This is a genomic window from Malikia granosa (assembly GCF_002980595.1).
In the GTDB taxonomy this organism is placed as follows: Bacteria; Pseudomonadota; Gammaproteobacteria; order Burkholderiales; family Burkholderiaceae_C; genus Malikia; species Malikia granosa.
Window position 1 is genome coordinate 91,326 of sequence record NZ_PVLQ01000011.1, and the last position, 24,788, is coordinate 116,113.

24 protein-coding genes are annotated in these 24,788 nt (G+C 67.8%); 9 read left to right on the top strand and 15 right to left on the bottom strand.

The window, feature by feature from the left end; translation table 11 throughout:
• Positions 1 to 15 precede the first annotated feature (15 nt).
• Genes C6P64_RS03100 through C6P64_RS03110 form a run of 3 tightly spaced genes read right to left on the bottom strand, consistent with a single transcriptional unit; the run spans position 16 to position 2,344 of the window.
• Entirely contained in the window at positions 16 to 540 is a 525-nt protein-coding gene (locus tag C6P64_RS03100; protein WP_105747125.1) for a hypothetical protein, read from the bottom strand.
• An 11-nt stretch (positions 541 to 551) separates the two neighbouring features.
• Entirely contained in the window at positions 552 to 839 is a 288-nt protein-coding gene (locus tag C6P64_RS03105) for a c-type cytochrome (RefSeq protein ID WP_105747167.1), read from the bottom strand.
• Between the two features lie 53 nt (positions 840 to 892).
• Complete coding sequence (locus tag C6P64_RS03110; RefSeq protein WP_105747126.1) at positions 893 to 2,344, bottom strand: aldehyde dehydrogenase; 1,452 nt, start codon at positions 2,342 to 2,344, stop codon at positions 893 to 895.
• A 157-nt stretch (positions 2,345 to 2,501) separates the two neighbouring features.
• Between C6P64_RS03110 and C6P64_RS03115 the strand changes: the two genes are divergently transcribed.
• The gene (locus tag C6P64_RS03115) at positions 2,502 to 3,467 is read left to right on the top strand and encodes an AraC-like ligand-binding domain-containing protein (RefSeq protein WP_105747127.1); all 966 of its coding nucleotides are present in this window, start codon (positions 2,502 to 2,504) and stop codon (positions 3,465 to 3,467) included.
• Positions 3,468 to 3,495: 28 nt separating this feature from the next.
• Here the strand turns inward: C6P64_RS03115 and holA are convergent, their stop codons facing one another.
• Positions 3,496 to 4,548, bottom strand: a complete 1,053-nt coding sequence (holA, locus tag C6P64_RS03120; RefSeq protein ID WP_105747128.1) for a DNA polymerase III subunit delta — start codon at positions 4,546 to 4,548, stop codon at positions 3,496 to 3,498.
• A gap of 45 nt (positions 4,549 to 4,593) precedes the next feature.
• On the opposite strand from holA, the gene rocF reads away from it, so the two are divergent.
• Positions 4,594 to 5,535: an arginase gene (rocF, locus tag C6P64_RS03125; protein ID WP_105747129.1), complete on the top strand. Its 942-nt coding sequence runs from the start codon at positions 4,594 to 4,596 to the stop codon at positions 5,533 to 5,535.
• 20 nt (positions 5,536 to 5,555) lie between these two features.
• Here rocF and C6P64_RS03130 read toward each other — a convergent pair whose 3' ends face one another.
• Positions 5,556 to 7,031, bottom strand: a complete 1,476-nt coding sequence (locus C6P64_RS03130) for an aminotransferase-like domain-containing protein (RefSeq protein ID WP_105747130.1) — start codon at positions 7,029 to 7,031, stop codon at positions 5,556 to 5,558.
• Positions 7,032 to 7,214: 183 nt separating this feature from the next.
• Here C6P64_RS03130 and C6P64_RS03135 point away from each other — a divergent pair, with 183 nt between their 5' ends.
• The gene (locus tag C6P64_RS03135) at positions 7,215 to 7,517 is read left to right on the top strand and encodes a DUF2917 domain-containing protein (RefSeq protein ID WP_105747131.1); all 303 of its coding nucleotides are present in this window, start codon (positions 7,215 to 7,217) and stop codon (positions 7,515 to 7,517) included.
• Here the strand turns inward: C6P64_RS03135 and C6P64_RS03140 are convergent.
• The 5 genes from C6P64_RS03140 to C6P64_RS03160 all read right to left on the bottom strand — a co-directional run bounded on the left by C6P64_RS03140 (position 7,448) and on the right by C6P64_RS03160 (position 15,593).
• Positions 7,448 to 8,032: an LPS-assembly lipoprotein LptE gene (locus C6P64_RS03140; RefSeq protein ID WP_245911612.1), complete on the bottom strand. Its 585-nt coding sequence runs from the start codon at positions 8,030 to 8,032 to the stop codon at positions 7,448 to 7,450. The genes C6P64_RS03135 and C6P64_RS03140 overlap by 70 nt on opposite strands.
• Before the next feature lie 5 nt (positions 8,033 to 8,037).
• Positions 8,038 to 10,818: a leucine--tRNA ligase gene (gene leuS, locus C6P64_RS03145; protein ID WP_105747168.1), complete on the bottom strand. Its 2,781-nt coding sequence runs from the start codon at positions 10,816 to 10,818 to the stop codon at positions 8,038 to 8,040.
• Positions 10,819 to 10,933: 115 nt separating this feature from the next.
• Positions 10,934 to 14,071: an MASE3 domain-containing protein gene (locus tag C6P64_RS03150; protein WP_105747133.1), complete on the bottom strand. Its 3,138-nt coding sequence runs from the start codon at positions 14,069 to 14,071 to the stop codon at positions 10,934 to 10,936.
• Between the two features lie 139 nt (positions 14,072 to 14,210).
• On the bottom strand, positions 14,211 to 15,020 hold the full coding sequence (gene dapB, locus C6P64_RS03155) for a 4-hydroxy-tetrahydrodipicolinate reductase (protein WP_105747134.1): 810 nt from the start codon (positions 15,018 to 15,020) through the stop codon (positions 14,211 to 14,213).
• A gap of 6 nt (positions 15,021 to 15,026) precedes the next feature.
• Positions 15,027 to 15,593, bottom strand: coding sequence for an outer membrane protein assembly factor BamE (locus tag C6P64_RS03160; protein ID WP_211296788.1), 567 nt, complete (start codon positions 15,591 to 15,593; stop codon positions 15,027 to 15,029).
• A gap of 155 nt (positions 15,594 to 15,748) precedes the next feature.
• Here C6P64_RS03160 and fur point away from each other — a divergent pair, with 155 nt between their 5' ends.
• Entirely contained in the window at positions 15,749 to 16,186 is a 438-nt protein-coding gene (gene fur / locus C6P64_RS03165) for a ferric iron uptake transcriptional regulator (protein WP_105747135.1), read from the top strand.
• 10 nt (positions 16,187 to 16,196) lie between these two features.
• Here the strand turns inward: fur and hprK are convergent, their stop codons facing one another.
• The 3 genes from hprK to hpf all read right to left on the bottom strand — a co-directional run bounded on the left by hprK (position 16,197) and on the right by hpf (position 18,093).
• Positions 16,197 to 17,150: an HPr(Ser) kinase/phosphatase gene (gene hprK / locus C6P64_RS03170; RefSeq protein ID WP_105747136.1), complete on the bottom strand. Its 954-nt coding sequence runs from the start codon at positions 17,148 to 17,150 to the stop codon at positions 16,197 to 16,199.
• 10 nt (positions 17,151 to 17,160) lie between these two features.
• Positions 17,161 to 17,631 (bottom strand): PTS sugar transporter subunit IIA, encoded by a 471-nt coding sequence (locus C6P64_RS03175; RefSeq protein WP_105747137.1) that lies wholly within the window; start codon positions 17,629 to 17,631, stop codon positions 17,161 to 17,163.
• Between the two features lie 129 nt (positions 17,632 to 17,760).
• Positions 17,761 to 18,093 carry a ribosome hibernation-promoting factor, HPF/YfiA family gene (gene hpf / locus C6P64_RS03180; protein WP_105747138.1) on the bottom strand — a complete coding sequence of 111 codons (333 nt, stop codon included), beginning with the start codon at positions 18,091 to 18,093 and terminating at the stop codon, positions 17,761 to 17,763.
• A gap of 28 nt (positions 18,094 to 18,121) precedes the next feature.
• Between hpf and C6P64_RS17855 the strand changes: the two genes are divergently transcribed.
• On the top strand, positions 18,122 to 18,316 hold the full coding sequence (locus tag C6P64_RS17855) for a hypothetical protein (protein WP_170073034.1): 195 nt from the start codon (positions 18,122 to 18,124) through the stop codon (positions 18,314 to 18,316).
• 171 nt (positions 18,317 to 18,487) lie between these two features.
• Complete coding sequence (locus C6P64_RS03185; protein ID WP_105747139.1) at positions 18,488 to 19,477, top strand: magnesium and cobalt transport protein CorA; 990 nt, start codon at positions 18,488 to 18,490, stop codon at positions 19,475 to 19,477.
• Positions 19,478 to 19,519: 42 nt separating this feature from the next.
• On the opposite strand, the gene C6P64_RS03190 is transcribed toward C6P64_RS03185, so the two are convergent.
• A complete protein-coding gene (locus C6P64_RS03190; RefSeq protein ID WP_105747140.1) occupies positions 19,520 to 20,275 on the bottom strand; it encodes a 5'-methylthioadenosine/adenosylhomocysteine nucleosidase in 756 nt (251 codons plus the stop codon).
• Positions 20,276 to 20,282: 7 nt separating this feature from the next.
• Positions 20,283 to 22,001: an AMP-binding protein gene (locus tag C6P64_RS03195; protein ID WP_105747141.1), complete on the bottom strand. Its 1,719-nt coding sequence runs from the start codon at positions 21,999 to 22,001 to the stop codon at positions 20,283 to 20,285.
• A gap of 122 nt (positions 22,002 to 22,123) precedes the next feature.
• Between C6P64_RS03195 and C6P64_RS03200 the strand changes: the two genes are divergently transcribed.
• From C6P64_RS03200 to C6P64_RS03210, 3 genes are all read left to right on the top strand, one after another.
• Entirely contained in the window at positions 22,124 to 23,530 is a 1,407-nt protein-coding gene (locus tag C6P64_RS03200) for an ATP-binding protein (RefSeq protein WP_105747142.1), read from the top strand.
• A gap of 135 nt (positions 23,531 to 23,665) precedes the next feature.
• Complete coding sequence (locus C6P64_RS03205; RefSeq protein ID WP_105747143.1) at positions 23,666 to 24,181, top strand: porin family protein; 516 nt, start codon at positions 23,666 to 23,668, stop codon at positions 24,179 to 24,181.
• A gap of 124 nt (positions 24,182 to 24,305) precedes the next feature.
• The gene (locus tag C6P64_RS03210) at positions 24,306 to 24,782 is read left to right on the top strand and encodes an NUDIX hydrolase (protein WP_105747144.1); all 477 of its coding nucleotides are present in this window, start codon (positions 24,306 to 24,308) and stop codon (positions 24,780 to 24,782) included.
• Positions 24,783 to 24,788: the final 6 nt, after the last annotated feature.

The window sequence follows — 24,788 nt, forward strand, 5'->3', positions numbered from 1 at the left end:
GAATCTTGCTCCTGTTCAGATCACGCAGCGCAATGCCACATAGGCATTGCCGTTCTCTTGCCTGCGGCCGGCAGTGGCCGCACCAGCCACCAGGGCCTGGCCCAGCTCGCCAGCCCGCTGCTGGCCGATGCTGTCCTGGCCGATCCGGTGCGCCTCGGCCGACAGCACGCGGCCACCGGCCGAGCGCACCAGGTCCAGCACCAGGGTGGCGGCGGCATCGTCGAGCAGGCCGACCAGCAGGGTCGGGGTATCGTCGTTCAGCAGCAGATTGAGCTGCTGGTAGGTCGCGGCCTCCAGGCCTTGCAGCGGCGGGTTGACCAGGGTGGCGGCCGGCTGGCCCAGGCCATTGCGCACGCCGGCCAGGAAGGCCGCGTCGAGCGCGCCACCGCTGACCAGCGGAGTCACGCGGGTCGCGGCATCGGCGACGCCGGCATCAGACAGCGGTGCTGCCGCGCGGGTGCTCGCCTGCGCCCAGGGCATGGCGGCCAGCAGGCCGGCCGCGGCCAGGCCTTTCAGGACAAAACGTCGGTCATTGCTCATGACGGCTCTCCTTACGGGTTCTTGACCGGGGTGCTGGCCAGGTAGTCGGCCAGCTGCTGCAGCGTCGCGTCGTCGATGTCGGTAACGCGGAAGGCCGGCATGGCACGGTTGCCGTTGCGCGCGATGCTGACATAGGTGATCGCGGGCAGGCCACGGCCCGTGATGACGGGGCCGGTGCCCACCTCATGGCATTTGGCGCAGATCTTCTGGTAATACTGCTGGCCCGCGTTGACGGACTGTGCCGCCACCGGCTGGACCGAAGCCAGTGCCAGCAAGGCCAGGCCTAGGGTTGAAGTCATCTTGTTGATCAATTGCTTCTCCTCTGTGATGTATAGGCTCAGAATCGACCCGATCAGAACGGGTAGTGACGCGGCTGGTTCTGGATCGTGATCCAACGCAGCTCGGTGAAGGAGTCAATGCCGGCCTGGCCGCCGAACTTGCCGTAGCCAGAAGACTTGACGCCACCAAACGGCATCTGGGCCTCGTCGTGCACGGTCGGACCGTTGACATGGCAGATGCCGGACTCGATGCGGCCGGCGACGTTCCAGGCGCGCGAGACATCGCGGCCGAACACCGCGGCAGCCAGGCCGAACTCGTTGTCGTTGGCGCAGGCCACGGCCTCCTCGACGCCGTTGACGCGCACGATGGCCTTGACCGGCGCGAAGGATTCCTCGCGGTAGATCTCCATCTCGGGCGTGACATGGTCGAGCAGCGTGGCCGGCATCAGGGTGTTGTCGGCCTTGCCGCCGCACAGCAGCTTGGCGCCCTTGGCTAGCGCGTCGTCGATCAGGGCGTTGCAGCGCTGGACGGTGGCCATGTCGACCACCGAGCCCAGCACCACCGGACCCTGGCGCGGATCGCCGAGCGGCAGGCTCTGCGCGCGCGCCGTCAGCTTGGCCACGAACTCGTCGGCCACGGCCTGGTCGACGATCAGGCGCTCGGTCGACATGCAGATCTGGCCCGAGTTGGCGAAGGCGCCGAAGGTCGCAGCCGCGACGGCAGCGTCGATGTCGGCATCGTCGAGCACCACGAACGGTGCCTTGCCGCCGAGCTCGAGCACGGCCGGCTTGAGGTACTTGGCGCAGGTCTGGGCGATCAGCTTGCCGACCTTGGTCGAGCCGGTGAAGTTGACGCGGCGCAGCGCCGGATGCGCCACGATGGCCTCCACCACCGCGCCGGCATCGGCCGGGGCGTTGGTGACGAAGTTGACCACGCCCGGCGGCAGGCCGGCTTCCTGCAGCGCCTCGATGATCAGGCCATGCGTGGCCGGGCAGAGCTCCGAGCCTTTCAGGATCACGGTATTGCCGCAGGCCAGCGGGGTCGAGATGGCGCGCACGCCCAGGATGACCGGGGCATTCCAGGGCGCAATGCCCAGCACCACGCCGGCGGGCTGGCGCACCGCCATCGCGACGTTGCCCGGCACGTTGGACGGGATGACCTGGCCGTCGATCTGGGTCGTCAGCGCCGCGGCTTCCAGCAGCATGTCGGCGGCGAGATGCACGTTGAAGCCGGCCCAGATGGCAGAGGCGCCGGTCTCGGTCGCCATCGCGGCGATGAAGGCATCGGCCTTGGCAGCCAGCGATTGCGAAGCCTTCATCAGCAGGCCGCGGCGCTCGCCCGGACCCATGGCGGCCCAGGCCGGGAAGGCCTTGGCCGCGGCCTCGACAGCCGCCTGGGCATCGGCGACCGTGGCAGCCGGCGCCCGCGTGGCCACGCTGTGGTCGAGCGGATTGCGCCGCTCGAAGCTGGCGCCGTTCGATGCAGCCTGCCGCTGGCCGCCGATCAGCATCTGGATTTCGTTCATTTCGGTCACCCCGGAAAAATCTGAAGAGGGCCAGATGGTAGGAAACCGGAGCCCGGCGGGCTTGTCCCTGAGCGCACAAAAGTCTTGACTGAGAGCGCAAGGCCGCTAGGGAATGCACCGCCTTGTCGCTGCGGCGGGTCTGTCGGATAATTAAAAGATGATGACTGGCTCCGTCTTCTCCACCGATGAACTCCCGTCGCAGGAGCGGGCCCAGGCCTGGCGTGACTGGATGTCGACGCTGTTCTTCGGGCTGGAGTCCGACCTGTATGGCGCCGAGGTGTTCGAAGGCCATCTGAGCAATGCCTGCGCCGGTGACGTGATCATGACCCGGCTCGACGCCAACCGCCACCGCGTGATCCGCAGCCCCCGGCTGGCGCGTGCCAGCGAGGCCAGCTACATCAAGATCATCGCGCCCTGGGAAGGCAATGCCGCCGTCGAGCAGCATGGCCGGCAAGCCTGGGTCAGGCCCGGCGGCTGGGCCATCTACGACACCACCGGCAGCTACGAGGTCGCCAACCCCGAGCGCTCGCATCACCTGATCGTGATGCTGCCGAAGGAACAGCTGACCGAGCGCGGCCTGCGGCTCGACTCGCTGATGGGCCGCCATGTCGGCGGCGCCAGCGGCATCTCGCGGGTGGCGCTCGAGGCCATGCGCCACACCTACCAGGAGCTGCCGAGCATGACGCCGGAGGCGGCGCGCGGCGCCGGCGACCTGATCCTGGAAATGGTGCGGCTGTCGCTGCAGGAGCTGGCCGGGCGGGGCAATGGCGCGACCCAGCGCGAGGCGTTCAAGGACCGCATCCGCGACTACATCGGCCAGCATCTACGCGATCCGGCGCTGTCGCTGGATCGGATTGCCGAGGTGCTGCGCTGCAGCAAGCGCCACCTGCACCAAGCCTTCGCCGACGAGGAGGTCACGCTGGCCCAGTTCATCCTGCAGCGGCGCTTGCAGGCCTGCATGCGCGACCTGCGCAATCCCCTGCACCAGCCGCGCACGATCACCGACATCGCGTTCTCCTGGGGCTTCAACAACGGCGCGCATTTCAGCCGCGTGTTCCGCGAGCATGCCGGGCTGTCGCCGAGCGATTTCCGCGCTGCCTCGCTGGCAGCGAGCCAGCACTAGCCAGGCAGCGGAGCGCCCCGACCGGCGGCTAGCGCGCCGCGCAGCCGCGGCAGACCGCCAGCGCCAGCCGGTGCAGCGCCTGCCAAGGATCGGCCGGCCAGTCGGCATCCTTGAGCCCCTTGACGATGCCGTCGACCTTGTGCGCGTCCTGCAGCCAGCCTGCCAGCTGGGCGGCCGACAGGCGCGGCAGCAGGCGCTCGAAGCGCTTTTCCTTCGCCCCCCAGACCCGCTGCTCGCGCAGCACCATCGGCAGCGGCCGGCCGTCGGCGACGGCGCGCTTGACGCGATTGAGCGCGCGGATGTCGTCGGCCAGCGCCCAGTGCACCAGCACCGCCGCCTCGCCCTCGGCCTGCAGGCCGTCGAGCATGCGCTGCACCCGCGCCGGCTGGCCATCGAGCACGGCCTCGGCCAGCTTGAAGGGGTCGTAGCGCGCGACATTGAGCACCGCGCTCTCGACCTGCTCGAAGCTGAGTTCGCCCTGCGGGTAGAGCAAGGCCAGCTTCTGGATCTCCTGGTGCGCGGCGAGCAGATTGCCCTCGACCCGGTCGGCCATGAAGGCCAGGATGCGCTGGCCCGGCTCGCCGGCGGCGACGCGCTGGCCCTGCTGCTGCAGGCGCTGCGCGATCCAGCCCGGCAGCTGGGCGCGCTCGACCGGATCGATGCGCACCGTCACGCCATGGGCGTCGAGGGCGCCGAACCAGGCGCTCTTCTGGGTCGCGGCATCGAGGCGCGGCAACAGCACCAGGGTCAGCGTGCTGTCGCTGCCCGCCGCCGCGGCGGCGATCTGCTGCAGCGCGGCCGAGCCTTCCTTGCCCGGCTTGCCCGAAGGGATGCGGATCTCGACCAGTTGCTTGTCGGCGAACAGGCTCAAGGACCCGCCGGCGGCCATTACCGCGCTCCAGTCGAAATGGGCGCCGGCGACGGTGAACACGCTGCGCTCGCCATGCCCCTGCGCACGCGCGGCGGCACGGATCGCGTCGGCCGCCTCCTGCTGCAGCAGCGGATCGTCACCGTGCAGGGTGTAGAGGCTTCTCAACCCGCGCTGCAGCTGCGCGGGCAATTGGGGGGCAGGGACTTGCATCGCGTTTGATTGTAGAGTGGGACCTCCAACCCCGAGGAGAACGGCATGGACAGCTCAAGCACCGTCAGCCTGATCGGCGCGCCGACCGACATCGGCGCCAGCGTGCGCGGTGCCTCGATGGGGCCGGAGGCGATGCGGGTCGCCGGCCTGCAGGCGGCGCTCGAACAGCGCGGGCTGCGGGTGCTTGACCAGGGCAACCTGGCCGGACCGGCCAACCCCGACCAGCCGGCGCAAGGCGGCTACCGTCATCTGGGCCAGGTGATCGCCTGGAACCGGCGCCTGCACGAGGCCGTGCTGGCCGAGCTGCGGCAGGACCGGCTGCCACTGCTGCTGGGTGGCGACCATTGCCTGGCGATCGGCTCGATCAGCGCGGTGGCGCGCCATTGCCGGGAACAAGGCCGGCGCCTGCGCGTGCTCTGGCTCGATGCCCATGCCGACTGCAACACGAACGAGCTGACGCCTAGCGGCAACCTGCACGGCATGCCGGTGGCCTGCCTGTGTGGCCTCGGGCCGGCCGAACTGACAAGGCTCGGCGGCGGCGACGCGCCGGCGCTGCAGCCGCAACAGCTGCGCCAGCTCGGCATCCGCAGCGTCGACCCGGGCGAGAAGCGGCTGGTGCACGAGCTGGGGCTGGAGGTCTACGACATGCGCTACATCGACGAGCACGGCATGCGGCACGCGATGCAGCAGGCACTGCTCGGCGTCGATGCGGACACCCACCTGCATCTCAGCCTGGACCTGGACTTCCTCGATCCGGAGATCGCGCCCGGCGTCGGCACCCCGGTGCGCGGCGGCCCGAGCTACCGCGAGGCCCAGCTCTGCATGGAGATGATCGCCGACAGCGGCCGCCTGTCCAGCCTGGACCTGATGGAGCTCAATCCGGCGCTCGACGAACGTAACCGCAGCGCGCGGCTGGCGGTGGACCTGGTCGAGAGCCTGTTCGGCAAGAGCACGCTGATGCGGCCGAGGAGCGGGAGCACGGACTGAGCGCCCGTGGCGCCCCGGACTCACGGCGCATCGCCCTGGCGCCTGGCCAGCTCCCCGATCCTGGCCAGCGCCCGCCGTTCCACGTCGGTCCAGGCACCGGCGAAGCTCAGTCGCAGGCAGTGGCGGAAGCGGTCGGTCGCGGTGAACAGCGCGCCCGGCCCGAAGGTGATGCCTTCGGCCACGCAGCGCTGGAACAGGGCCATGGCATCCAGCTGTCCGGGCAGCTCGACCCAGAGGGTATAGCCCGCCGACGGATCGCTGACCCGGGTGCCGCGGGGGAAACTGTCGTTGATCAGTCCCCGGGCCTCCTGCAGCCGGTCCTTCATCAGCGCACCCAGACGGCGCATGCGGGCCTCGTAACCGGCCTGCGACAGCAGATCGGCCAACGCCTGCTCGAGCACCACATTGGTCGGGCCGCCCTGCACCCGCTTCAGCATGCTCACGCTGTCCTTCCAGCGTCCGGCCTCGACCCAGCCGAGCCGCAGGCCGGGCGCCACGGTCTTGGAAAACGAGCCGCAGACCATCACGCCCCCGTCCTGGTCGAAGGCCTTGGCGGCCTTGCGCCGCTCGTCCGCCGCCAGCAGGTCGTTGAAGACCACGTCCTCGATCAGGGGAATCTGCCGGCTCGCCAGCATCTGCACCAGGGCACGCTTGTCAGAGTGCTTCATGACCGCCCCGAGCGGATTGGACAGGGTGGGCACCGACAGCACGACCTTGATCGGCTGCGTGTCCAGCGCCAATTGCAGGGCCGGCAGTGACAGGCCCTGCTTCGGATGGGTCGGCACTTCCAGCACCCGCAGGTTCAGTGACTCGAGCAGATCCAGGAAACCGAAATGGGTCGGCGACTCCAGCGCCACCACGTCGCCGGGCTTGGTGACGGCCCGCAGGCACAGCCCGACCGCATGGATGCAGCTCGACGTGATGATGAGGTCGTCGGCCAGCAGCTGGCAGCCCAGGTGCAGGGCACGCCGGGCCACCGCCTCGCGCAAGGCCTGCGTGCCCGGCGAGTCGCTGTATTCGATCAGGCTGTGGCGATGGATGCGGGTGGCCCGCGCCAGCGCGACGCGGACGCGGTCGTCATCGAAGAACAGGGGATCCTTCGGACAGGCACCGCCAAAGCTGACCACCGGGTAGGCGGCGCCGAAGGTCACCTCCTGGCCCTGGGGCTGGAACACCGCGATCGTCTCGGTACGGCTCTTGCGCTGCAGCGCCAGGCTGTGCCGGGGCGGGCAGCTGACGGCGGGCAAGGCCGGCCGGCGGCTGCGCGGCGCCACGAAATAACCCGCTTTCGGCCTTGCCTCCACCAGGTGGCGCTCCTCGAGCCAATGGAAGGCTTGCACCGCGGTGGAAACCGAGACCCCGTTCTGCGAGGCCAGGTCACGCAGCGATGGCAGGCGTTGCCCGACGCGGAAGACCTGGGCATCGATCATCTGCCCGATGCGCTGCCCGATCTGGGCGTACAGGGGAGTCTTGACCGATGGCGACGCGTTGCTCATGCGGGTTATTGTGCCGAATCCAGGCCTGGAACCGGACAGGTCGAGCAGTACAGATGGCCGCCAGACCGGGCCACACAGATCGGCGCGCCGTCACGACTGACAGGCGGCGAATCGGGACGCATTGTGGCTGTTCTACCGCCTGCAGTCCAAGCACAGTGGAGCGATACCGGAAGGAACCCGCTCATGACCTCTTCATCATCCCCGATCGAACTTCGGCCCGGACAGGCCATCACCCTGGATGCCGCCCCCGGCCTGTGGCTGCGGGTCTGGAGCGGCCGGCTCTGGGTCACTGCCACGGGCGATCCGAACGACTATTTCGTCGCGGCCGGCCAGACCCTGACGCTGGGCCCGGGCCGGCTGGTGCTCGAGGCCGACGCCGGGCCGGCCCGCTACTCGCTGCTGCGCCCGGCTGCCGCTCAGTCAGGCTGGAGCGCCGCCAGCCGCCGCATCAGCTGGCGCACGATGTCGGACTGCATCTCGCGGTAGAGCAGCTCCTCCTCGGCCTGCTTGCCGAGCACGAGCGCCTCGTCGTAGCTCAGGTCGCGCTCCTGCAGCAGTTCGAGGTCGTCGATCAGGTCGCGGCCCTTGCCGCTGCGCACGCGGAACTTGAAGCGCACGCGCAGCTGCAGCTCGCGCACCTGGCCGATCGAGGTGATGCCGACCACGGCGCGCTCGCGCTGCTCCTTGAGCACGGTCAGCTCGATGTCGGCCGGCGGCTGGGACTGGCCGGTCGTCGCCGGCTCGACCAGCTGCACCCCGCTGGCTTGCAGCTGGGCCCGCAGCTCGCGCCCGATCTCGCTGCGCTCCGACAGGTTGCTGCGCAGGCTGGCAAACGGCAGCTTGAGCGCGCCGCGCAGGCGGAAGCCGCAGCCCGCCAGGCCCAGCGTCAAGGCGCCGGCAGCGGCAGCGCGCAGCCAGGCGCGGCGCTCGACCGGCAAGGCCGCAGGCTGGCCAGCCTGCGGCGAAGCGGATGACAAGGGCGAAGTCGGGACGGCGCGCATGGGCCTTACAGCACCACGTTGACCAGGCGACCCGGCACCACGATCACCTTCTTCGGTGCCGCGCCGTTGGCCTGCTTCTGCACCGGCTCGCTGGCGACCGCCGCCGCCTCGATCGCGGCCTTGTCGGCGCTGGCCGGCACCAGGATGGAGCCGCGCAGCTTGCCGTTGATCTGCAGCATCAGCTCGATCTCGTCCTGCACCAGCGCGACCGGATCGACCTTGGGCCAGGGCGCATCGAGCAGCTCGCCGAGCTCGCCGGCATAGCCGAGCCCGCTCCAGAGCTGGTGCGTGATGTGCGGCGTTGCCGGGTACAGGCAGCGCAGCAGGATGCCGAAGCCCTCGATCAGTGCAACCTGGCCGCCGGCCGTGGCCTCGGCGTCGAAGCCCTCGAGCGCATTGAGCATCTTCATCGTGCCCGAGACCACGGTGTTGTACTGCATGCGCTGGTAGTCGTAGTCGACCTGCTTGAGCACGGTATGGATCTCGCGGCGCAGCGCCTTGGCTTCCTTGCCGAAGGCGACATCGTTGAGCTTGTGCGCCTGGGCCACGCTCTCGACGGCCTGGGCCCAGTCGGTGCGCGACAGCTTGTAGCCGAAGTTCCAGACCCGGCGCAGGAAGCGGTAGCTGCCCTCGACCGCGGCATCGTTCCATTCCAGCGTCGCCTCGGGCGGCGCGGTGAACATGGTGTAGAGGCGGGCCGTGTCGGCGCCGTATTTCTCGATCAGGTCCTGCGGATCGACGCCGTTGTTCTTCGACTTGGACATGGTGCCCACGCCCTCGTAGTCGATCGCGCTGCCGACCGGCAGCAGGCCATCGGCGCTCTCGACCGCATTCTTGAGCTTGGCACCGACGATCTTGCCGCCTTCGTCGAGCACATGCTCGACATCATGCGGCCAGAAATATTCCTTGGCGCCCTTTTCGGTGCGGCGGGAATAGATGTGGTTCAGCACCATGCCCTGGGTCAGCAGCTTCCTGAACGGCTCGTCGACCTTGACCAGGCCCAGGTCGCGCATGACCTTGGTCCAGAAGCGCGCATACAGCAGGTGCAGGATCGCGTGCTCGATGCCGCCGATGTACTGGTCCATCGGCATCCAGTAGTCGGCGCCCTCGGCCACCATCGCGTCGGCGTTCTTCGGGTCGCAGTAGCGCATGAAGTACCAGGACGAATCCACGAAGGTGTCCATGGTGTCGGTCTCGCGCCGTGCCGCGGCGCCGCAGATCGGGCAGGTCACGCCGGCATGGAAGCCTTCGTGCTTGACCAGCGGGTTGCCGGAACCATCGGGCACGCAGTCCTCGGGCAGCACGACCGGCAGGTCCTTCTCGGGCACCGGCACCGAGCCGTGCTGGGCGCAGTGGATGATCGGGATCGGCGTGCCCCAGTAGCGCTGGCGGCTGATGCCCCAGTCGCGCAGGCGGAAGGTGGTCTTCTTCTCGCCCAGGCCCTTGGCGGCCAGCAGCTCGGCGACCTGGTCGACGGCAGCCGCATGGCCTAGGCCATCGAGCACGCCGGAGTTGACGCAGACGCCGTTGACCTTGTCGGCGTACCAGTCCTGCCAGCGGGTGTTATCGAACACCAGGGAGGCGGTGGCGGTCGGTGCGGCGGGCGACGAATCGGAGCTTGTGACTGAGGAGCCCGCCGTACCGGCCGACGCCGCCGGAGCCCCCACCACCTGCTTGATCTCGATGCCGTACTTGAGCGCGAACGCGAAGTCGCGCTCGTCATGCGCCGGCACGCCCATCACGGCGCCGTCGCCGTAGCTCATCAGCACATAGTTGCCGACCCAGACCGGCACCTGTGCGCCGGTCAGCGGGTGCGTCACCAGCAGGCCGGTCGGCATGCCCTTCTTCTCCTGGGTCGCGAGTTCGGCCTCGGTGGTGCCGCCCTGCTTGCATTCCTCCAGGAAGGCTGCCAGCGCCGGATTGCCCTCGGCCGCGTGCAGGGCCAGCGGGTGCTCGGCCGCCACGGCGCAGAAGGTGACGCCCATGATGGTGTCGGCACGCGTCGTGAAGACGTAGAGATGGCCGTCCTGGATCAGGTTGCCGTCATGGCCGCGAATCTGGTGCGGGAAGGCGAAGCGCACGCCGCTGCTCTTGCCGATCCAGTTCTCCTGCATCAGGCGCACCTTGTCGGGCCAGCCGTCGAGCGTCGCGGCCTCGTTGCCGAGCTGCACATGCTGCAGCAGCTCCTCGGCATAGGCGGTGATGTTGAGGTAGTAGCCCGGGATCTCGCGCTTCTCGACCGGCGCGCCGGTGCGCCAGCCGCGGCCATCGATCACCTGCTCGTTGGCCAGCACGGTCTGGTCGACCGGGTCCCAGTTCACGACCTGGGTCTTGCGGTAGGCGATGCCCTTCTCGAGCATCTTGAGGAACAGCCACTGGTTCCACTTGTAGTACTCGGGCTGGCAGGTCGCGACCTCGCGCGACCAGTCGATCGCCAGCCCCATCGCCTGCATCTGCTGCTTCATGTAGGCGATGTTCGAGTAGGTCCACTGTGCCGGCGGCACCTTGTTCTTGAGCGCCGCGTTCTCGGCCGGCAGGCCGAAGGCGTCCCAGCCCATCGGCATCAGGACGTTGTAGCCCTGCATGCGCAGCTGGCGCGTCAGCATGTCGTTGATCGTGTAGTTGCGCACATGGCCCATGTGCAGCTTGCCGCTCGGGTAGGGCAGCATCGAGCAGGCGTAGTACTTGGGCTTGCTGCCGTCCTCGCTCACGCGGTAGGCATCGGCCGCGGTCCAGTGGGCCTGCGCGGCGCGTTCGATCTCTTGGTGCTGGTATTTGTCTTGCATGGCGATATTGGCAACAAAAACCGGGCCCATCTGGCCCGGCCAATGGATGGCATTTTAGGCCGTTGTGCCCGTGATACTGCCTAATCATCCGCTCGCCAGGCCGCGGAGCCGGGCCTCAGCCCGGCTGGGGCAGCCAGCGCAGCAAGACCGTGTGCAAGGCGTCGTAGAGGATGGGCTTGGCCAGGAAGTCGTTCATGCCCGCCGCCAGGGCCTGCTGGCGGTCGGCCTCATAGGCGTCGGCGGTCAGCGCGATGATGGGCAGGTGGGCGCGCTGCTGCTGGCGCTCCCATTCGCGGATCGCCTGGGTGGCGGAGCGGCCATCCATCACCGGCATCTGTATGTCCATCAGGACCAGGTCGAAGGACTGCTCGCCCTGCACCGCCCGCACGCCTTGCTGCCCATCCTCGGCCATCGCGACCTGCAACCCCATCTTGCTCAGCATGGAATGGATGACGATGCGATTGGTGGCGTTGTCCTCGACCACCAGCACGCGACCGGCCAGCCTGGGGGCCTTGGCATCCTTGCCTTGGGCGATCCGCGCACCCGCTGGCGGCTCCTCGGCCTGGACGACCTGGTCGAGCCAGACCTGGAACCAGAAATGCGAGCCCTTGCCGGGTTCGCTCTCGACCCCGGCCGTACCGCCCATCAGCTTGGCCAGGCTGCTGACGATGGACAGGCCCAGGCCGGTGCCGCCATATTTGCGCGTCGTCGAACTGTCGGCCTGGCTGAAGGGCTTGAACAGCTGGGGCAGCCGGTCGGCCGGGATGCCTATGCCCGTGTCCGTGACGGCGAACTTCACCAGGGTCTTGCCATCCCGCGTGCCCTGTTCGCTGGCCTCGATCAGGACCGAGCCGCGGTCGGTGAACTTGATGGCATTCGAGATCAGGTTGGACGCCATCTGGCGGAAGCGATGCGGATCGCCCCGGTAGTGGCTGGCCTGGCCGAGCCAGCGGCAGTCGATCGCCAGTCCCTTGTCTTGCGCCGAGGCGACAAAGAGCGACAGCATCTCGTCGAGCATCTGCGCCGGCTCGAAGACGGTCGATTCGAGCACCAGCTTGCCCGCATCGACCTTGGCCACGTCGAGGATGTCGTTGAGCAGGGTCAGCAGGGTCTGGCCCGAATTGAGGATGGTGCGCGCGTAGTCGATGCGCTCGGCATCCGGCAGCGTGGGCGGCAACAGGAGCTGCGCCATGCCGAGGATGCCGTTCAGCGGCGTGCGGATCTCGTGCGACATGGTGGCGAGGAACTGGCTCTTGGCGAGGTTGGCGGCCTCGGCGGTCTCCTTCGCGACCACCAGCACCGACTCCATGCGCTTGCGCTCGGTGATGTCGCGGCTCGAGGCATAGAGATAGGTCTTGCCATCGAGCTGTATGCCCTTGGCGCTGATCTCCACCTCCAGGCATGAGCCGTCCTTGCGGTAATGGCGGGTCTCGAAGATCGCCGGCTGCTCCATCAGGCGGCGGATGCCGGCCTGCAACTCGGCCTTGGGCTGGGAGCAGTCCCAGTCGGAAAGATTGAGGCTCAGGAGTTCCGACTCCTCGTAACCCAGCATGCGCGCGAAGGACGGACTGCACTGCACCAGATTGCCTTCGGCATCGACAATATGGATGCCGTCGATCGCCGTCTCCAGCAGGCACTCCATGCGTGTCAGGGCATTCTTCTGCGAGGTGATGTCGACCAGGGTCGTCAGATGCAGGTCGCGCCCCGGCAGCATGGCCGATTCGCCGAGCATGGTCTTGAAGCTGCCGTCCTTGCAGCGGATGCGTACCTCGATCGGTTCGAACGGGCTACTGTCGCACATGGAATTCTCACGCCTGCGCCGCCATTCCTCGCGCAGCTGCGTGCGATAGTCGGGATCGGGATAGGCCTGGATGCGAAAGCCATCCATGTCCAGCATGTCGTCCAGGGTGTAGCCCAGCACCTTGACGAAAGCCCGGTTCACGTAGCTCACCTGCAGCCCGTTGCTGATGGCCATCGGGACCGGCGACGCATTGATGATCGCGCGCAGGCGGTGCTCGCTCTCGCGCAGGATCTGCTCGGTCTGCACCCGCTCGGTGATGTCCTGCACGGTGCCCACGCCTTCGAGCGGCACACCGGTCGGGCCGCGCCGGATCTCGGCACGCTCCCTGACCCAGCGCATTTCGCCCGCCACGATGATGCGGTGCTCGACGTCGTACTCGGCGCCCGCCAGCGCAGCCTCCCAGGCCGCCATGACCACGGGCAAGTCCTCCGGCGAGAGCCGGGACCAGAGCAAATCGAGGCTCATCGGCGTCCCCAGCGGGATGCCGAACAGGCGATAGGTCTCGTCCGACCAGGTCAGCCGATCGGTCGGGATGTCCAGGTACCAGCTGCCGAGATGGGCAATGCTCTGTGCCTGCTTGAGCTGGTTGCTGGCCTCGAGCAGCTGGCGGTTGGTGTCGTGCAGATGCTGCTCCTTCGCCTTCAGCTCGGCCAGGAACAGTTCGGCCGGTTGTCGCACGCCGACAAAGGCCAGCGCCAGGTAGACGAAGACGACCGAGAACAGACGGAAGTAATGCCCCGCCTCGTTCGCGAAGTCGTAGAAGTTCACATACTGGGTGAAGAAGAACTCGGTGATCATCGCCGCCAGCAGCGAGGCCATCAGCAGCCAGTAGACCCGCCGCGGGAAGGCCTCGCGCTCGCGCCAGAGCAGGAAGGCACCGACCAACGTCAGTCCGATGATCACGTACTCCATCACGACCTTGAAGGTGGTCAGGCCCACGCCTTCGACCAGGGTCGGCGGCAGCCAGCCATTGAGCGTCAGCAGCACGCCGACGCCGCCGACGAGGCCGAAACCCAGCGCCAGGCGCAGGAAATCGACCGGACGGCGCACGAACAGGCCCGCGAGCACGGTGCCGACGGCCTCGATCAGGCGTGCGATCAGCCACAGCTGGGACGGCTGGCTCGTGGTGACCCCCGGCAGCAGGGTCATGCCCTGGAAGGTCAGGGCATGGAAGACATCGACCAGCCCGATCGCCCCGTAGGACGACCCCAGCACGGCCAGATAGCTGTTGGACAGGTGATGGCGAGTGGCCCAGGCGAGCGAGAACACCGAGAAGCTGACCATGATGGCGATGATCTCGGCCATCGTGTGGAACAGCAGGTAATGCTCGGTGCGCGCCAGCGCCATGATGGCCAGCGCCAGCGAAAGAAAGACCCACAGACTCCAGGGATCGTATCGACTGCCTCTGTCTAGCTGGCTGGCATAGTGCCTACCGATGCCGAATATGCTCATGCGACGCTCTGCTGTTGAGTAAATTTTCTTGATTCCGACTCAAGAATGACATCACCCCACGGCATGGCGCATGCTGCATTTCAGCTTTGAGTCCCCTTAGTTGACCGACGCTCCGACGGCCTGGAAGGCCGAGAGCCGATCAACGCAGGCCAAGAACGTCGAACATATCGTACAGGCCATTGGGCTTGTCGGCCAGGAAGCGCGCGGCGCGCAGGCTGCCCTGGGCATAGGTGGCGCGGCTGCTCGACTTGTGCGTGATCTCGATCCGGTCGCCGATGCCGGCGAACAGCACGGTATGGTCGCCGACGATGTCGCCGCCGCGCACGGTCGCGAAGCCGATGCTCGACGGATCGCGCTCGCCGGTATGGCCGTAGCGCTCGTAGACCGCGCAGTCCTTCAGGTCGCGGCCCAGCGCGTCGGCGATCACCTCACCCATCTTGAGCGCGGTGCCGCTCGGCGCATCGACCTTGTGGCGGTGGTGCGCCTCGATGATCTCGATGTCGTAGCCGGTCGAGAGCGCCTTGGCCGCCATCTCGAGCAGCTTCAAGGTGACGTTGACGCCGACGCTCATGTTCGGCGCCATCACGATCGAGATGGTCTTGGCCGCCTCGGCGATCTCGGCCTTCTGCTCATCGCTGAAACCGGTGGTGCCGATGATCAGCTTGACGTCATGCTTGACGCAGGCGCGCAGGTGCTCCATCGTGCCCTCGGGGCGGGTGAAGTCGATCAGGTACTGGCTGCCGGCCATCGCGTCGAGGTCGGAGGCGATCGCCACGCCGCTGGCCTGGCCCATGAAGCCGCTGGCATCCAGGCCCAGCGCCGGGCTGCCGGCCCGGTCGAGCGCGGCGCTCAAGACACAGTCGTCGGCATTCTGGACGGCTTCGATCAGCATGCGGCCCATGCGGCCGCTGGCGCCTGCGATGCAGACGCGGTGAAGGGGGTTGCTCATGGCGGATTAACGGGATTCTAGGGGCGGGTAGCTGGCCGCAGGGGCGGCAGCCGGAACGGTCTTCTCGGGCTCGGCAGCACGGTTCTTCTCGGCGAAGGCCTTGAGCTCGGCCTCGGTCGCCACCAGCGGCGGCACCTTGGCGCCCTTGCGCCGCACGTCGAGCGAGGAGACGAACTCCTGCTCGGACGGCAGGTCGTCGGCCTGCACGCGCTCGAGCGCATCGCGCTTGAAGAACAGGGTCACCTTGCGCTGCTGCACGGGCTGGCCCTGGCGCCGGAAACTGAAGACATAGTCCCAGCGGTCGGCATGGAAGGCGCTGGCCAGCAGGGGCGTGCCCAAAATGTTGCGCACCTGCTCGCGCGGCATGCCGGTCTGCAGGGCCTGGACCTGCTCGCGGGTCACGACATTGCCCTGCAGCACATCGCTCTGATAGGGCGTCAGCATGCCGCCGAGCGAACTGACGGTCTCGCCGACCTTGCCTGCGCTGGAGCAGGCAGACAGGGCCAGCAGGGCCGAGACGGCAAGCACAGTGGCACCGACGGTGCGGGGGCGCAGCGGGGAAGGGATGAACATCATGTCTCTGCGGTCAAAGGTGAAACCTATGCGCAGGCTGGAGCGCATGGCGATATGATCCGGGTCATTGTAGCCCTTGGGGCGTGACCAAGCCGGGCCCGGCCTGGGCCCCGCCGGGCCCGGGTCCGCCGGCGACCCCAGCCAGCCAGTCATCCATGTCCAATATCGAAGAACTCAAAAGCACCGGACTCAAAGCCACCCTGCCCAGGCTCAAGATCCTGGACGTGTTCCAGAACAGCCGGCAACGCCACATGACGGCCGAGGACGTGTTCCGCGTGCTGCTCGAAGGCCGCTCGGACATCGGCCTGGCCACCGTCTACCGGGTGCTGATGCAGTTCGAGCAGGCCGGCCTGCTGACGCGCAGCAGCTTCGAGTCGGGCAAGGCGGTTTACGAGCTCAACGAAGGCCAGCACCACGACCATCTGGTCTGCCTCGATTGCGGCCGGGTCGAGGAGTTCTACGACCCCGAGATCGAGCAGCGCCAGCACCAGATCGCGCAGGAGCGCGGCTTCAAGCTGCAGGAGCACGCGCTGTCGCTCTACGCCAGCTGCAGCAAGCCCGACTGCGAGCACCGCGCACGCGCGCGGCGCTGAGGCCGGGACTTCAGCGCGGCCCGCGCTCCATCGCCTCGCGCTGGCGCTGCGTGAACTCGGCATAGGTGTCGATGCCGCGCAGCTGCAGGATGGTGTTGCGCACCGCGGCCTCGACCAGCACCGCGATGTTGCGTCCGGCCACGACCTGGATCACGGCCTTGCGCACCGGCACCCCGAGCACGTCCTGGTGCAGCGGCTCGGACGGCATGCGCTCGTAGTCGCGCTCCATCGTCTCCTTGCGCACCAGGTGCACGATCAGCTTGAGCCGCATCTTGCGCCGCACGGCGGTCTCGCCGAAGATCTGCTTGATGTCGAGCAGGCCGATGCCGCGCACCTCGAGCAGGTTCTGCAGCAGCTCGGGGCAGCGGCCCTCGATCGTGTTCTGGTTGATCCGGTACAGATCAACCGCGTCGTCGGCGACCAGGCCGTTGCCGCGCGAGATCAGCTCGAGGCCGAGCTCGCTCTTGCCCAGGCCGGACTCGCCGGTGATCAGCACGCCTATGCCCAGGATGTCCATGAACACGCCGTGCAGCGTGGCGCGCTCGGCGAAATGGCGTGCCAGGTAGGCGCGCAGCACGTCGATCACATGGGCCGCCGAGCCGGTGGTCGAGAACAGCGGAATATGCGCGCGCTCGCACATCGAGACCAGCGCATCGGGTGCCGGCTGGTCGTCGGCCACCACCAGCACCGGCGGCTCGAGCGTGACGATGCGCGAGACCCGGCGCCGGCAGTCGTCCTGGCCCGAATGGATCAGGTAGCGCACCTCGCGCTCGCCGAGCACCTGGATGCGGTAGGGATGGATGTAGTTGAGGTGGCCGACCAGGTCGGCGCTCGAACGCGCCTGCTGGATCGCGAGCTCGTCGAAGCGGCGCTCGGACGCCGACTGGCCCGCCAGCCACTGCCAGCCCAGGCTTTCGCGGTGGTCCTCGAACAGCGCATCGGCGCTGATGACCTTGGGTTTCATGGCAGGGGCCTCAGGCGGCGCTGTGGGCCGATTGCCAGGCGGCGATCAGCTGGTGCAGCGCGCCCGCGTCGGTGCTGCCCTTCATGCGCTCGCGCAGCGAACTGTCGCTGAGCAGCTCGGCGATCTCGGACAGGATCTCGAGATGCTTCTGGGTCGAGGCCTCGGGCACCAGCAGGAAGATCAGCAGGCCGACCGGCTGCTCGTCGGGCGCATCGAAGCCGATCGGATGGGCGAGCTGGAACACCGCGGCCAGCGGCTGCTTGAGGCCCTTGATGCGGCCGTGCGGAATGGCCACGCCATGGCCCAGGCCGGTCGAGCCCAGCCGCTCGCGGGCGAACAGGCTGTCGGTGACCAGAGCCCGGTTGAGACCATGCAGGGATTCGAACAACAGGCCTGCTTCCTCGAACGCGCGTTTCTTGCTGGTGGCCTCAACGGCCACCAGAACTTGGTCAGCAGGCAATATGACGGAGAGTCGGTTCATGTGACAGCCTCGGGATGGGAGCGCAAATTATGCCTAACCACATCAGCTGACGCGGAAAAACGAAAAAGCCGCTTGAGGCGTCAAGCGGCTTTTTGCGCTACAGGCATTGTGCCACAGCGGGCTCAGGGCTCACTGCAGGGTGCGCTTGGCGCTGTCGTGGTGATGCTCCTGCAGCTTGTCCTTGTGACGCAGGACCTGGCGGTCGAGCTTGTCGGCGAGCTCGTCGACGGCCGCATACAGGTCGGCATGCACGCTCTCGGCAAAGATGTCCTTGCCCTTGACGTGGATGTTGCACTCAGCCTTCTGGCGCAGATCCTTTTCCGTGAGCTTGTCCACGGACAGCAGAACCTTGATATCGACAACCTGATCGAAATGCCGGGTGATGCGATCGAGTTTTTCAGCGACGTAGCTGCGCAGGGCAGGCGTGACTTCGAGGTGGTGACCGCTGATCGTCAGGTTCATAAAAGAGCCTCCTATGCTCGGATTGACCATGCCACTGCAACTTGCCAGTGGCGGAAATCGCTATTTCCGACTCCACTATGCCGTCATAAAGCGGGACTGGCAAGCGGGTCCGCCCGATTTTTCGATCGCCATTTTCATGACCGTTGATCCAGGTCGCAAACCCTGCACGACGTCGGCCCGGAAGCCGGAAAAGCGCGCCGGCGGATGCCATAATCCGGGTTGAACTCACCTCCGGAAATCACCATGGAAAGCAGCCCCAGTCGCATGCTTTCAGTGCCGGCGCTGCGCTCCTGACACCGGCTAGGGCTGGCGAGGGGGCCGGGCTGGCGGCTGAAAGCACCTCACCGCCCTCGCGAACCCGGTTCGCCCCCCAACTTGCCACGGGAGCCCGCCCATGCTCAACGTCTTCACCCTGGCCAATGGCCGCCTGTTCCAGGAAGAAATCGAATCCCTCGAGGAGCTGACCCGCTTCAAGCCGATCTGGGTCGACCTCGAATCGCCCACGCCCGAGGAGCGGCGCTGGGTGCGCCAGCATTTCGGCCTTTCGATCCCCGAGGACGCGATGGACGAGGACATCGAGGAGTCGGCGCGCTTCTTCGAGGAGGACAACGGCGAGCTGCACATCCGCTCCGACTTCCTGATCGACGACGAGGACGAACCGCGCTCGGTGCGGGTGGCCTTCATCCTGAACCAGCAGAACGCCGGGCTCAACAGCCACGGCGTGCTGTTCTCGATCCACGACGAGGACGTGCCGGTGTTCCGCCTGCTGCGGCTGCGCGCGCGCCGCATGCCGGGCCTGATCTCGGACGCCAAGGACGTGCTGCTGAGCCTGTACGACACCGATGCCGAGTACTGCGCCGACACGGTCGAGGAGATCTACGACGAGCTCGACGAGGTCAGCAGCAAGGTACTGGCGGGGAATGTGAGCGACGAGATGGCCGGCGAGGCGCTGGCCGCGATCGCGCGCCACCAGGACATGGCCGGCCGCATCCGGCGCAACATGATGGACACCCGGCGCGCGGTCAGCTTCATGATGCGCACCCGCATGCTGGGCGCCGAGCAGTTCGAGGACGCGCGCCAGATCCTGCGCGACATCGACTCGCTCGACAGCCACACCGCCTTCCTGTTCGACAAGATCAACTTCCTGATGGATGCCACCGTCGGCTTCATCAACATCAACCAGAACAAGATCATCAAGATCTTCTCGGTCGCCAGCGTCGCGCTGCTGCCGCCGACGCTGATCGCCAGCATCTATGGCATGAACCTGCAGTTCCCCGAGCTGCAGTTCCTGGGAGCGGCCAGCTACCCCTATGTCGTCAGCCTGATGGTGGCCAGCGCGCTGGGACCGATGTGGTATTTCCGCAAGCGCGGCTGGCTCAAGTGAGCCGGGCGGACCGGGGCCCGCAGGCCAGTCGCGGGCGCCGACTCAGAGCAGGCTGAGCGCCACTTCCAGCATGCGGCCGCTGTAGTGGCGCGCGACCTGCTGCAGGAAGGCCGGGAAATCGACATGGGCCTGGTCGTCGGCGCGGTCCGAGATGGTTCGCACGGCGCAGAAGGGCACGCCGTAGTCGTGGCAGACCTGGGCCACCGCCGCGCTCTCCATGTCGACCGCCAACGCCGCCGCCAGTTCGGCGCGCAAGGCATGGCTCTCGGCCGCGGTGGCGACGAAGCGGTCGCCGGTGATGATCTTGCCGGCATGCACGCGCGGCGCATGCAGGCCGAAGGCGGAACGGGTGGCCGGGTCGAGCTGCTGCGGCAGCCAGGCGATGGCCTGTTCGGCCGCCTGCTGCAGCAGCGCCAGCAGGGCTGGGTCGGCCGCCAGGCGCGAGCGGCCGTAGCCCGGTAGCTCGTGGCGCGGGAACAGCGGCGAGGCATCCATGTCATGCTGCAGGTAGCTGCTGCCGACGACGATGTCGCCGACCGCCACCCCGTCAGCTATGCCGCCCGCCACGCCGGTGAAGATCAGCTGCTGCGGCTGGAAGCGCTCCATCAGCACCGCCGTGGTGGTGGCCGCCGCCACCTTGCCGATGCCCGACAGCACCGCGATCACCTGGTGGCCGTGCAGCTGGCCGCGCCAGAACTCGCGCCCGGCCAGGCGCTCGGGCTGCTGCCCGGGCATGAGTGCCAGCAGGCCAGCCTGTTCCTGCTGCAAGGCGCTGATGATCGCGATGGTCTGTCCCATGGCGCGATTATCGAGCCTGGGCATGGCGTGCGCGCTCGAGCTCGGCGTCGCGCAGCTGGCGGCGCAGCACCTTGCCGAGCGGGTTCTTCGGCAGCTCGGTGCAGAACTCGATCCGGCGCGGCCGCTTGTAGCCGGTCAGGCGGCTGCGGCAATGGTCGCGGATCAGCTGTTCGTCGAGCTGCGGGTCGCGCCTGACGACCCAGAGCTTGACTATCTCGCCCGAATGCGGATCGGGCATGCCGACGGCGGCGCAATCGAGCACGCCGGGCAGCTCGGCCACGACGGCCTCGACCTCGCTCGGATAGACCTTGAAGCCGCTGACCAGGATCAGGTCCTTCTTGCGGTCGAGCAGGCGGAAATAGCCGCGTTCGTCCATGCTGCCGATGTCGCCGGTGCGGAACCAGCCACCCGGCAGCATGGCCTGCGCGGTCTCCTCGGGCCGCTGCCAGTAGCCCGCCATCAGCTGCGGACCGCGGATCGCGATCTCGCCCGGCTGGCCGACGGCCACCTCGACGCCGGCCTCGTCGACGCACATCATCCCGGTGCCCGGCAGCGGCATGCCGATCGAGCCGTCGAAGGCAGCGCCGACGACCGGATTGCAGCTGACCGAAGGGCTGGCCTCGGACAGGCCATAGCCCTCGCAGATCGGGTTGCCGGTGCGTTCCAGCCAGCGCTGCGCGACCTCGGGCTGCACCGCCATGCCGCCGCCGACCGAGACCAGCAGGTGGCTCCAGTCGACCCGGTCGAAATCGGGATGGGCCAGCAAGGCCTTGAACAGGGTGTTGACGGCCGGAAAGATGTGCACGCGGTGCCGCGCCAGCTCCCGGATCGTGGCCGGCAGGTCGCGCGGATTCGGGATCAGCACGAACTGGCCGCCATTGCGCAGGCACAGCAGCATCGACACCGTGAAGGCGAAGATATGGTGCAGCGGCAGGGCGCAGGCATAGCAGACCGGCGCGCCGGGTGGCAGCCGGCGCAGCGCCGGGGCATTCCAGGCCTCGGACTGCAGCACGTTGGCGATCACGTTGCGGTGCAGCAGCAGCGCGCCCTTGGCGATGCCGGTAGTGCCACCGGTGTATTGCAGCAGCGCCGGGTCGTCCGGACCCAGCGCAGGCCGGATCAGCTCGGCCTTCCGGCCCAAGGCCAGCGCGGCCTGGAAGCGCAGCGCCTGCGGCAGTTCGTAGGCCGGCACCAGGCGGCGCACCCGACGCAGCACCTGGTTCACCAGCGCGCCGCGGAACAGCCCGAGCATGTCGCCCACGGCGCACAACAGGACCTGGCGCAAGCCGGTGCGCGCCAGGCAGGCCTGCAGCGTGGCTGCGAAGTTCTCGAGCACGACGATGGCGCTGGCGCCCGAGTCGTTGAGCTGGTGCTCGAGCTCGCGCGGCGTGTAGAGCGGGTTGACGTTGACCACCACGCAGCCGGCGCGCAGGATGGCCGCGACCGTGACCGGGTACTGCGGGACATTGGGCAGCATGACCGCGATGCGCTCGCCTGGCCGCAGACCCAGGCGCTGGAAGCAGGCCGCCAGGTCGCTTGAGCGGCGGTCGAGTTCGGCATAGCTGAAATCACGTCCCATGAAGCTGCAGGCCTTGCGGTCGGCGTAGCGGCTGAAGCTGCCCTCGAGCAGCTCGACCAGCGAACGGCACTGGCCGACATCGATGTCGGCTGGCATGCCGGGCGGATAGTGGCCCAGCCAGGGGCGGTCTGCTGCGGTGCTGGCCATGTCGTCTCCGGGTCATGTGCAGGCGGGACCCTGCCCCTCGAGGCAGGTCGACAAGCCATTATCGGGTCGGGAATGGATCTGGACAGGATAGCCTTGCACCCCACTACAATTGATAAATACGCATGAGCTCGCACCAGCCCCCACTTTCCGCCGCAGCGGCCAAGGTCCCGCCAGCGCCCCGCGACGAGGCGCAATGGCAGGCTGCGCGCGCGCAGGCCATCGCCGGGCTGCGCGAAGTGCTGCTCATGCAGGGCGGCGCAGGGCCCGACCCGGTGCCTGCCGCTGCGGCAGACGACGAGCTGCTGCAGCTGGTCGAGCAGATCACCCGGCAGGCGCGCGCCTGCGAGGCCGAGCGGCGCGAACTCGAGCGCGCCCAGGCGATCGCCGAGACGGCCAACCGGCGCAAGAGCGAGTTCCTGGCCAACATGAGCCACGAGATCCGCACGCCGATGAACGGCATCCTGGGCATGACCGCGCTCGCGCTCGAGACCACGACCGACGCGCAACAGCGCGAGTACCTGGGCATCGTCAAGAGCTCGGCCGATGCGCTGCTGGCCATCATCAACGACATCCTGGACCTGTCCAAGATCGAGGCCGGCAAGTTCACCATCGAGCGCCTGCCCTTCGCGCTCAAGGCCATGGTCGATGACGCCATCCGCCTGGTGGCGCCACAGGCGCACGACAAGGGACTGGCGCTGAACTGCGACCTGGCGCCGGCCGTCCCCGATGTCGTGCTGGGCGATCCGTCCCGGTTGCGCCAGGTGCTGCTCAACCTGCTCTCGAACGCGATCAAGTTCACCCACCAGGGCTGCATCGAGCTCGACATCAGCGTGAGCAGGGATACGGAAGGCGGCGAGCTGCTCAGGTTCGTCGTGACCGATACCGGGGTCGGCATCGCGCACGAACAGCAGGACCAGGTCTTCACTCCCTATGCCCAGGAAGATGCCTCGACCTCGCGCCGCTTCGGCGGCACCGGGCTGGGCCTGAGCATCTCGCGCCACCTGATCGAGCTGATGGGCGGCCATATCGGTTTCACGAGCGAGCCCGGGCTCGGCAGCCGCTTCTACTTCACCCTGCCCTGCCGGCGCGAGACCCTGCCCGAGCCCCGCCCCAGCAGCGGACCGCCACCGAACCAACCCGAGCGGCGTGCGCGCGCCAGCCGGGTGCTGCTGGTCGAGGACCATCCGGCGAACCAGAAGCTCGCGACCTGGCTGCTGGAACGCCACGGCTTCCAGGTCACGCTGGCCGAGAACGGCGCCGAGGCCGTGCGGCTGATGGCTGCGCTGGCCTTCGACGCCGTGCTGATGGATGTGCAGATGCCGGTGATGGACGGCTTCGAGGCCACGCGCCTGATCCGCAAGCAGGAGCGCAGCCGGCGCGACAAGCACCATCCGATCATCGCGATGACGGCGGGCGCGATCATCGGCGATCGCGAGAAATGCCTGGCCGCCGGCATGGACGACTACATCTCCAAGCCGATCACGGCCCAGGTGCTGCTCGACAAGCTGCGGCATTGGCTGGGCCACTGAAAGCGGCGCCGCGGCCGGTCCCGACGCGCTGGCAAGGTCAGCGTTGCCCTGCCGCAACAATGATACAAAAGCACACACCATGGCCGGTGACACAGGACTAGACTGGCTCCGTTGTCAACAGCCGAAAGGGAGATCATGAAACTCATCAGCAAGACCGCCGCGATCGCCGCAATGGCCCTGGCCGCCGCGGGTGCACAAGCCCAGCTCTATGGCGAACTCGGCTATTCCGCCCTCGATGTCAAGGGCAGCGGGATCAGCGTCAACCTGGGCGCCTTGACCGGCACCGTAGGCTACGACCTGCACCCGAACCTGGCCGTCGAGGGCATGCTGGCCTTCGGCGTCAACGACGACAAGGTCAACGGCGCCAAGGTCGAGCTCGAGCACAGCTATGGCCTGTTCGCCAAGCCGCGCATCATGCTGAGCCCGAACTTCGAGCTGTTCGGCCGCCTCGGCTATGTGGAGAGCAAGCTCAAGGCCTCGGCGCCGGGCTATGGCTCGCTGACCGACACCGACGGCGACTGGGCCTATGGCCTGGGTGGCAACTACTATTTCGACCGCAACAGCTACCTGAGCGCCAACTACCTGCGCTTCTACGACAAGGACAATGTCAAGGGTGATGGCTTCACCATCGGCGTCGGCATGAGGTTCTGAGCGCGGACCGCGGCCGGCAGCGGCTGCCGGCCCATTGCCCACCCGGCCACTGGCCGGGTTTCTTTTTGGCTGCGCGCCTGGCGCGCGATCCGGGCCACTGCCGCTCGCTGGCGATAATCGCGGCATGAACACAAGATGGAAACCCAGCGTCACGGTGGCCGCGATCATCGAGCGCGACGGCCGCTACCTGCTGGTCGAAGAGCAGACCCCCGAGGGCCTGCGGCTGAACAATCCGGCCGGCCACCTCGATCCCGGCGAAAGCCCGGTCCAGGGCTGCCGGCGCGAGACGCTGGAGGAAACCACGCACCGCTTCGAGCCCGAGTCGCTGGTCGGCATCTACCTGTCGCGCTCGGTGCTGCCGGGCGATGCCGGCGATGTGACCTATATGCGCTTCGCCTTCTGCGGCCAGCTCGGCGAGCCGGTGCCTGGCGCCCAACTCGATACCGGCATCCTGCGCACGCTCTGGCTGACGCCCGACGAGCTGCGCGCCAGCCGCGAACGCCTGCGCAGCCCGCTGGTGTTGCAATGCATCGAGGACCACCTGGCCGGGCGCCGCTATCCGCTCGAGCTGATCCACACCGATCCGTCGGTCACCGCATAAAGGAAA

Excerpts from the sequence above, each read along its gene's own strand:
- dapB (WP_105747134.1), bottom strand. The coding sequence starts at position 15,020 with ATGAGCAACCCCCTTCACCGCGTCTGCATCGCAGGCGCCAGCGGCCGC.
- C6P64_RS03100 (WP_105747125.1), bottom strand. The coding sequence starts at position 540 with ATGAGCAATGACCGACGTTTTGTCCTGAAAGGCCTGGCCGCGGCCGGC.
- C6P64_RS03130 (WP_105747130.1), bottom strand. The coding sequence starts at position 7,031 with ATGAGCAACGCGTCGCCATCGGTCAAGACTCCCCTGTACGCCCAGATC.
- C6P64_RS03110 (WP_105747126.1), bottom strand. The coding sequence starts at position 2,344 with ATGAACGAAATCCAGATGCTGATCGGCGGCCAGCGGCAGGCTGCATCG.
- C6P64_RS03210 (WP_105747144.1), top strand. The coding sequence starts at position 24,306 with ATGAACACAAGATGGAAACCCAGCGTCACGGTGGCCGCGATCATCGAG.
- C6P64_RS03135 (WP_105747131.1), top strand. The coding sequence starts at position 7,215 with ATGACCTCTTCATCATCCCCGATCGAACTTCGGCCCGGACAGGCCATC.
- C6P64_RS03200 (WP_105747142.1), top strand. The coding sequence starts at position 22,124 with ATGAGCTCGCACCAGCCCCCACTTTCCGCCGCAGCGGCCAAGGTCCCG.
- C6P64_RS03150 (WP_105747133.1), bottom strand. The coding sequence starts at position 14,071 with ATGAGCATATTCGGCATCGGTAGGCACTATGCCAGCCAGCTAGACAGA.
- C6P64_RS03115 (WP_105747127.1), top strand. The coding sequence starts at position 2,502 with ATGATGACTGGCTCCGTCTTCTCCACCGATGAACTCCCGTCGCAGGAG.
- C6P64_RS03185 (WP_105747139.1), top strand. The coding sequence starts at position 18,488 with ATGCTCAACGTCTTCACCCTGGCCAATGGCCGCCTGTTCCAGGAAGAA.
- fur (WP_105747135.1), top strand. The coding sequence starts at position 15,749 with ATGTCCAATATCGAAGAACTCAAAAGCACCGGACTCAAAGCCACCCTG.
- C6P64_RS03140 (WP_245911612.1), bottom strand. The coding sequence starts at position 8,032 with ATGCGCGCCGTCCCGACTTCGCCCTTGTCATCCGCTTCGCCGCAGGCT.
- hpf (WP_105747138.1), bottom strand. The coding sequence starts at position 18,093 with ATGAACCTGACGATCAGCGGTCACCACCTCGAAGTCACGCCTGCCCTG.
- leuS (WP_105747168.1), bottom strand. The coding sequence starts at position 10,818 with ATGCAAGACAAATACCAGCACCAAGAGATCGAACGCGCCGCGCAGGCC.
- hprK (WP_105747136.1), bottom strand. The coding sequence starts at position 17,150 with ATGAAACCCAAGGTCATCAGCGCCGATGCGCTGTTCGAGGACCACCGC.
- C6P64_RS03160 (WP_211296788.1), bottom strand. The coding sequence starts at position 15,593 with ATGTTCATCCCTTCCCCGCTGCGCCCCCGCACCGTCGGTGCCACTGTG.
- C6P64_RS03205 (WP_105747143.1), top strand. The coding sequence starts at position 23,666 with ATGAAACTCATCAGCAAGACCGCCGCGATCGCCGCAATGGCCCTGGCC.
- C6P64_RS03195 (WP_105747141.1), bottom strand. The coding sequence starts at position 22,001 with ATGGCCAGCACCGCAGCAGACCGCCCCTGGCTGGGCCACTATCCGCCC.
- C6P64_RS03190 (WP_105747140.1), bottom strand. The coding sequence starts at position 20,275 with ATGGGACAGACCATCGCGATCATCAGCGCCTTGCAGCAGGAACAGGCT.
- C6P64_RS03105 (WP_105747167.1), bottom strand. The coding sequence starts at position 839 with ATGACTTCAACCCTAGGCCTGGCCTTGCTGGCACTGGCTTCGGTCCAG.
- holA (WP_105747128.1), bottom strand. The coding sequence starts at position 4,548 with ATGCAAGTCCCTGCCCCCCAATTGCCCGCGCAGCTGCAGCGCGGGTTG.
- rocF (WP_105747129.1), top strand. The coding sequence starts at position 4,594 with ATGGACAGCTCAAGCACCGTCAGCCTGATCGGCGCGCCGACCGACATC.
- C6P64_RS03175 (WP_105747137.1), bottom strand. The coding sequence starts at position 17,631 with ATGAACCGACTCTCCGTCATATTGCCTGCTGACCAAGTTCTGGTGGCC.
- C6P64_RS17855 (WP_170073034.1), top strand. The coding sequence starts at position 18,122 with ATGCCACTGCAACTTGCCAGTGGCGGAAATCGCTATTTCCGACTCCAC.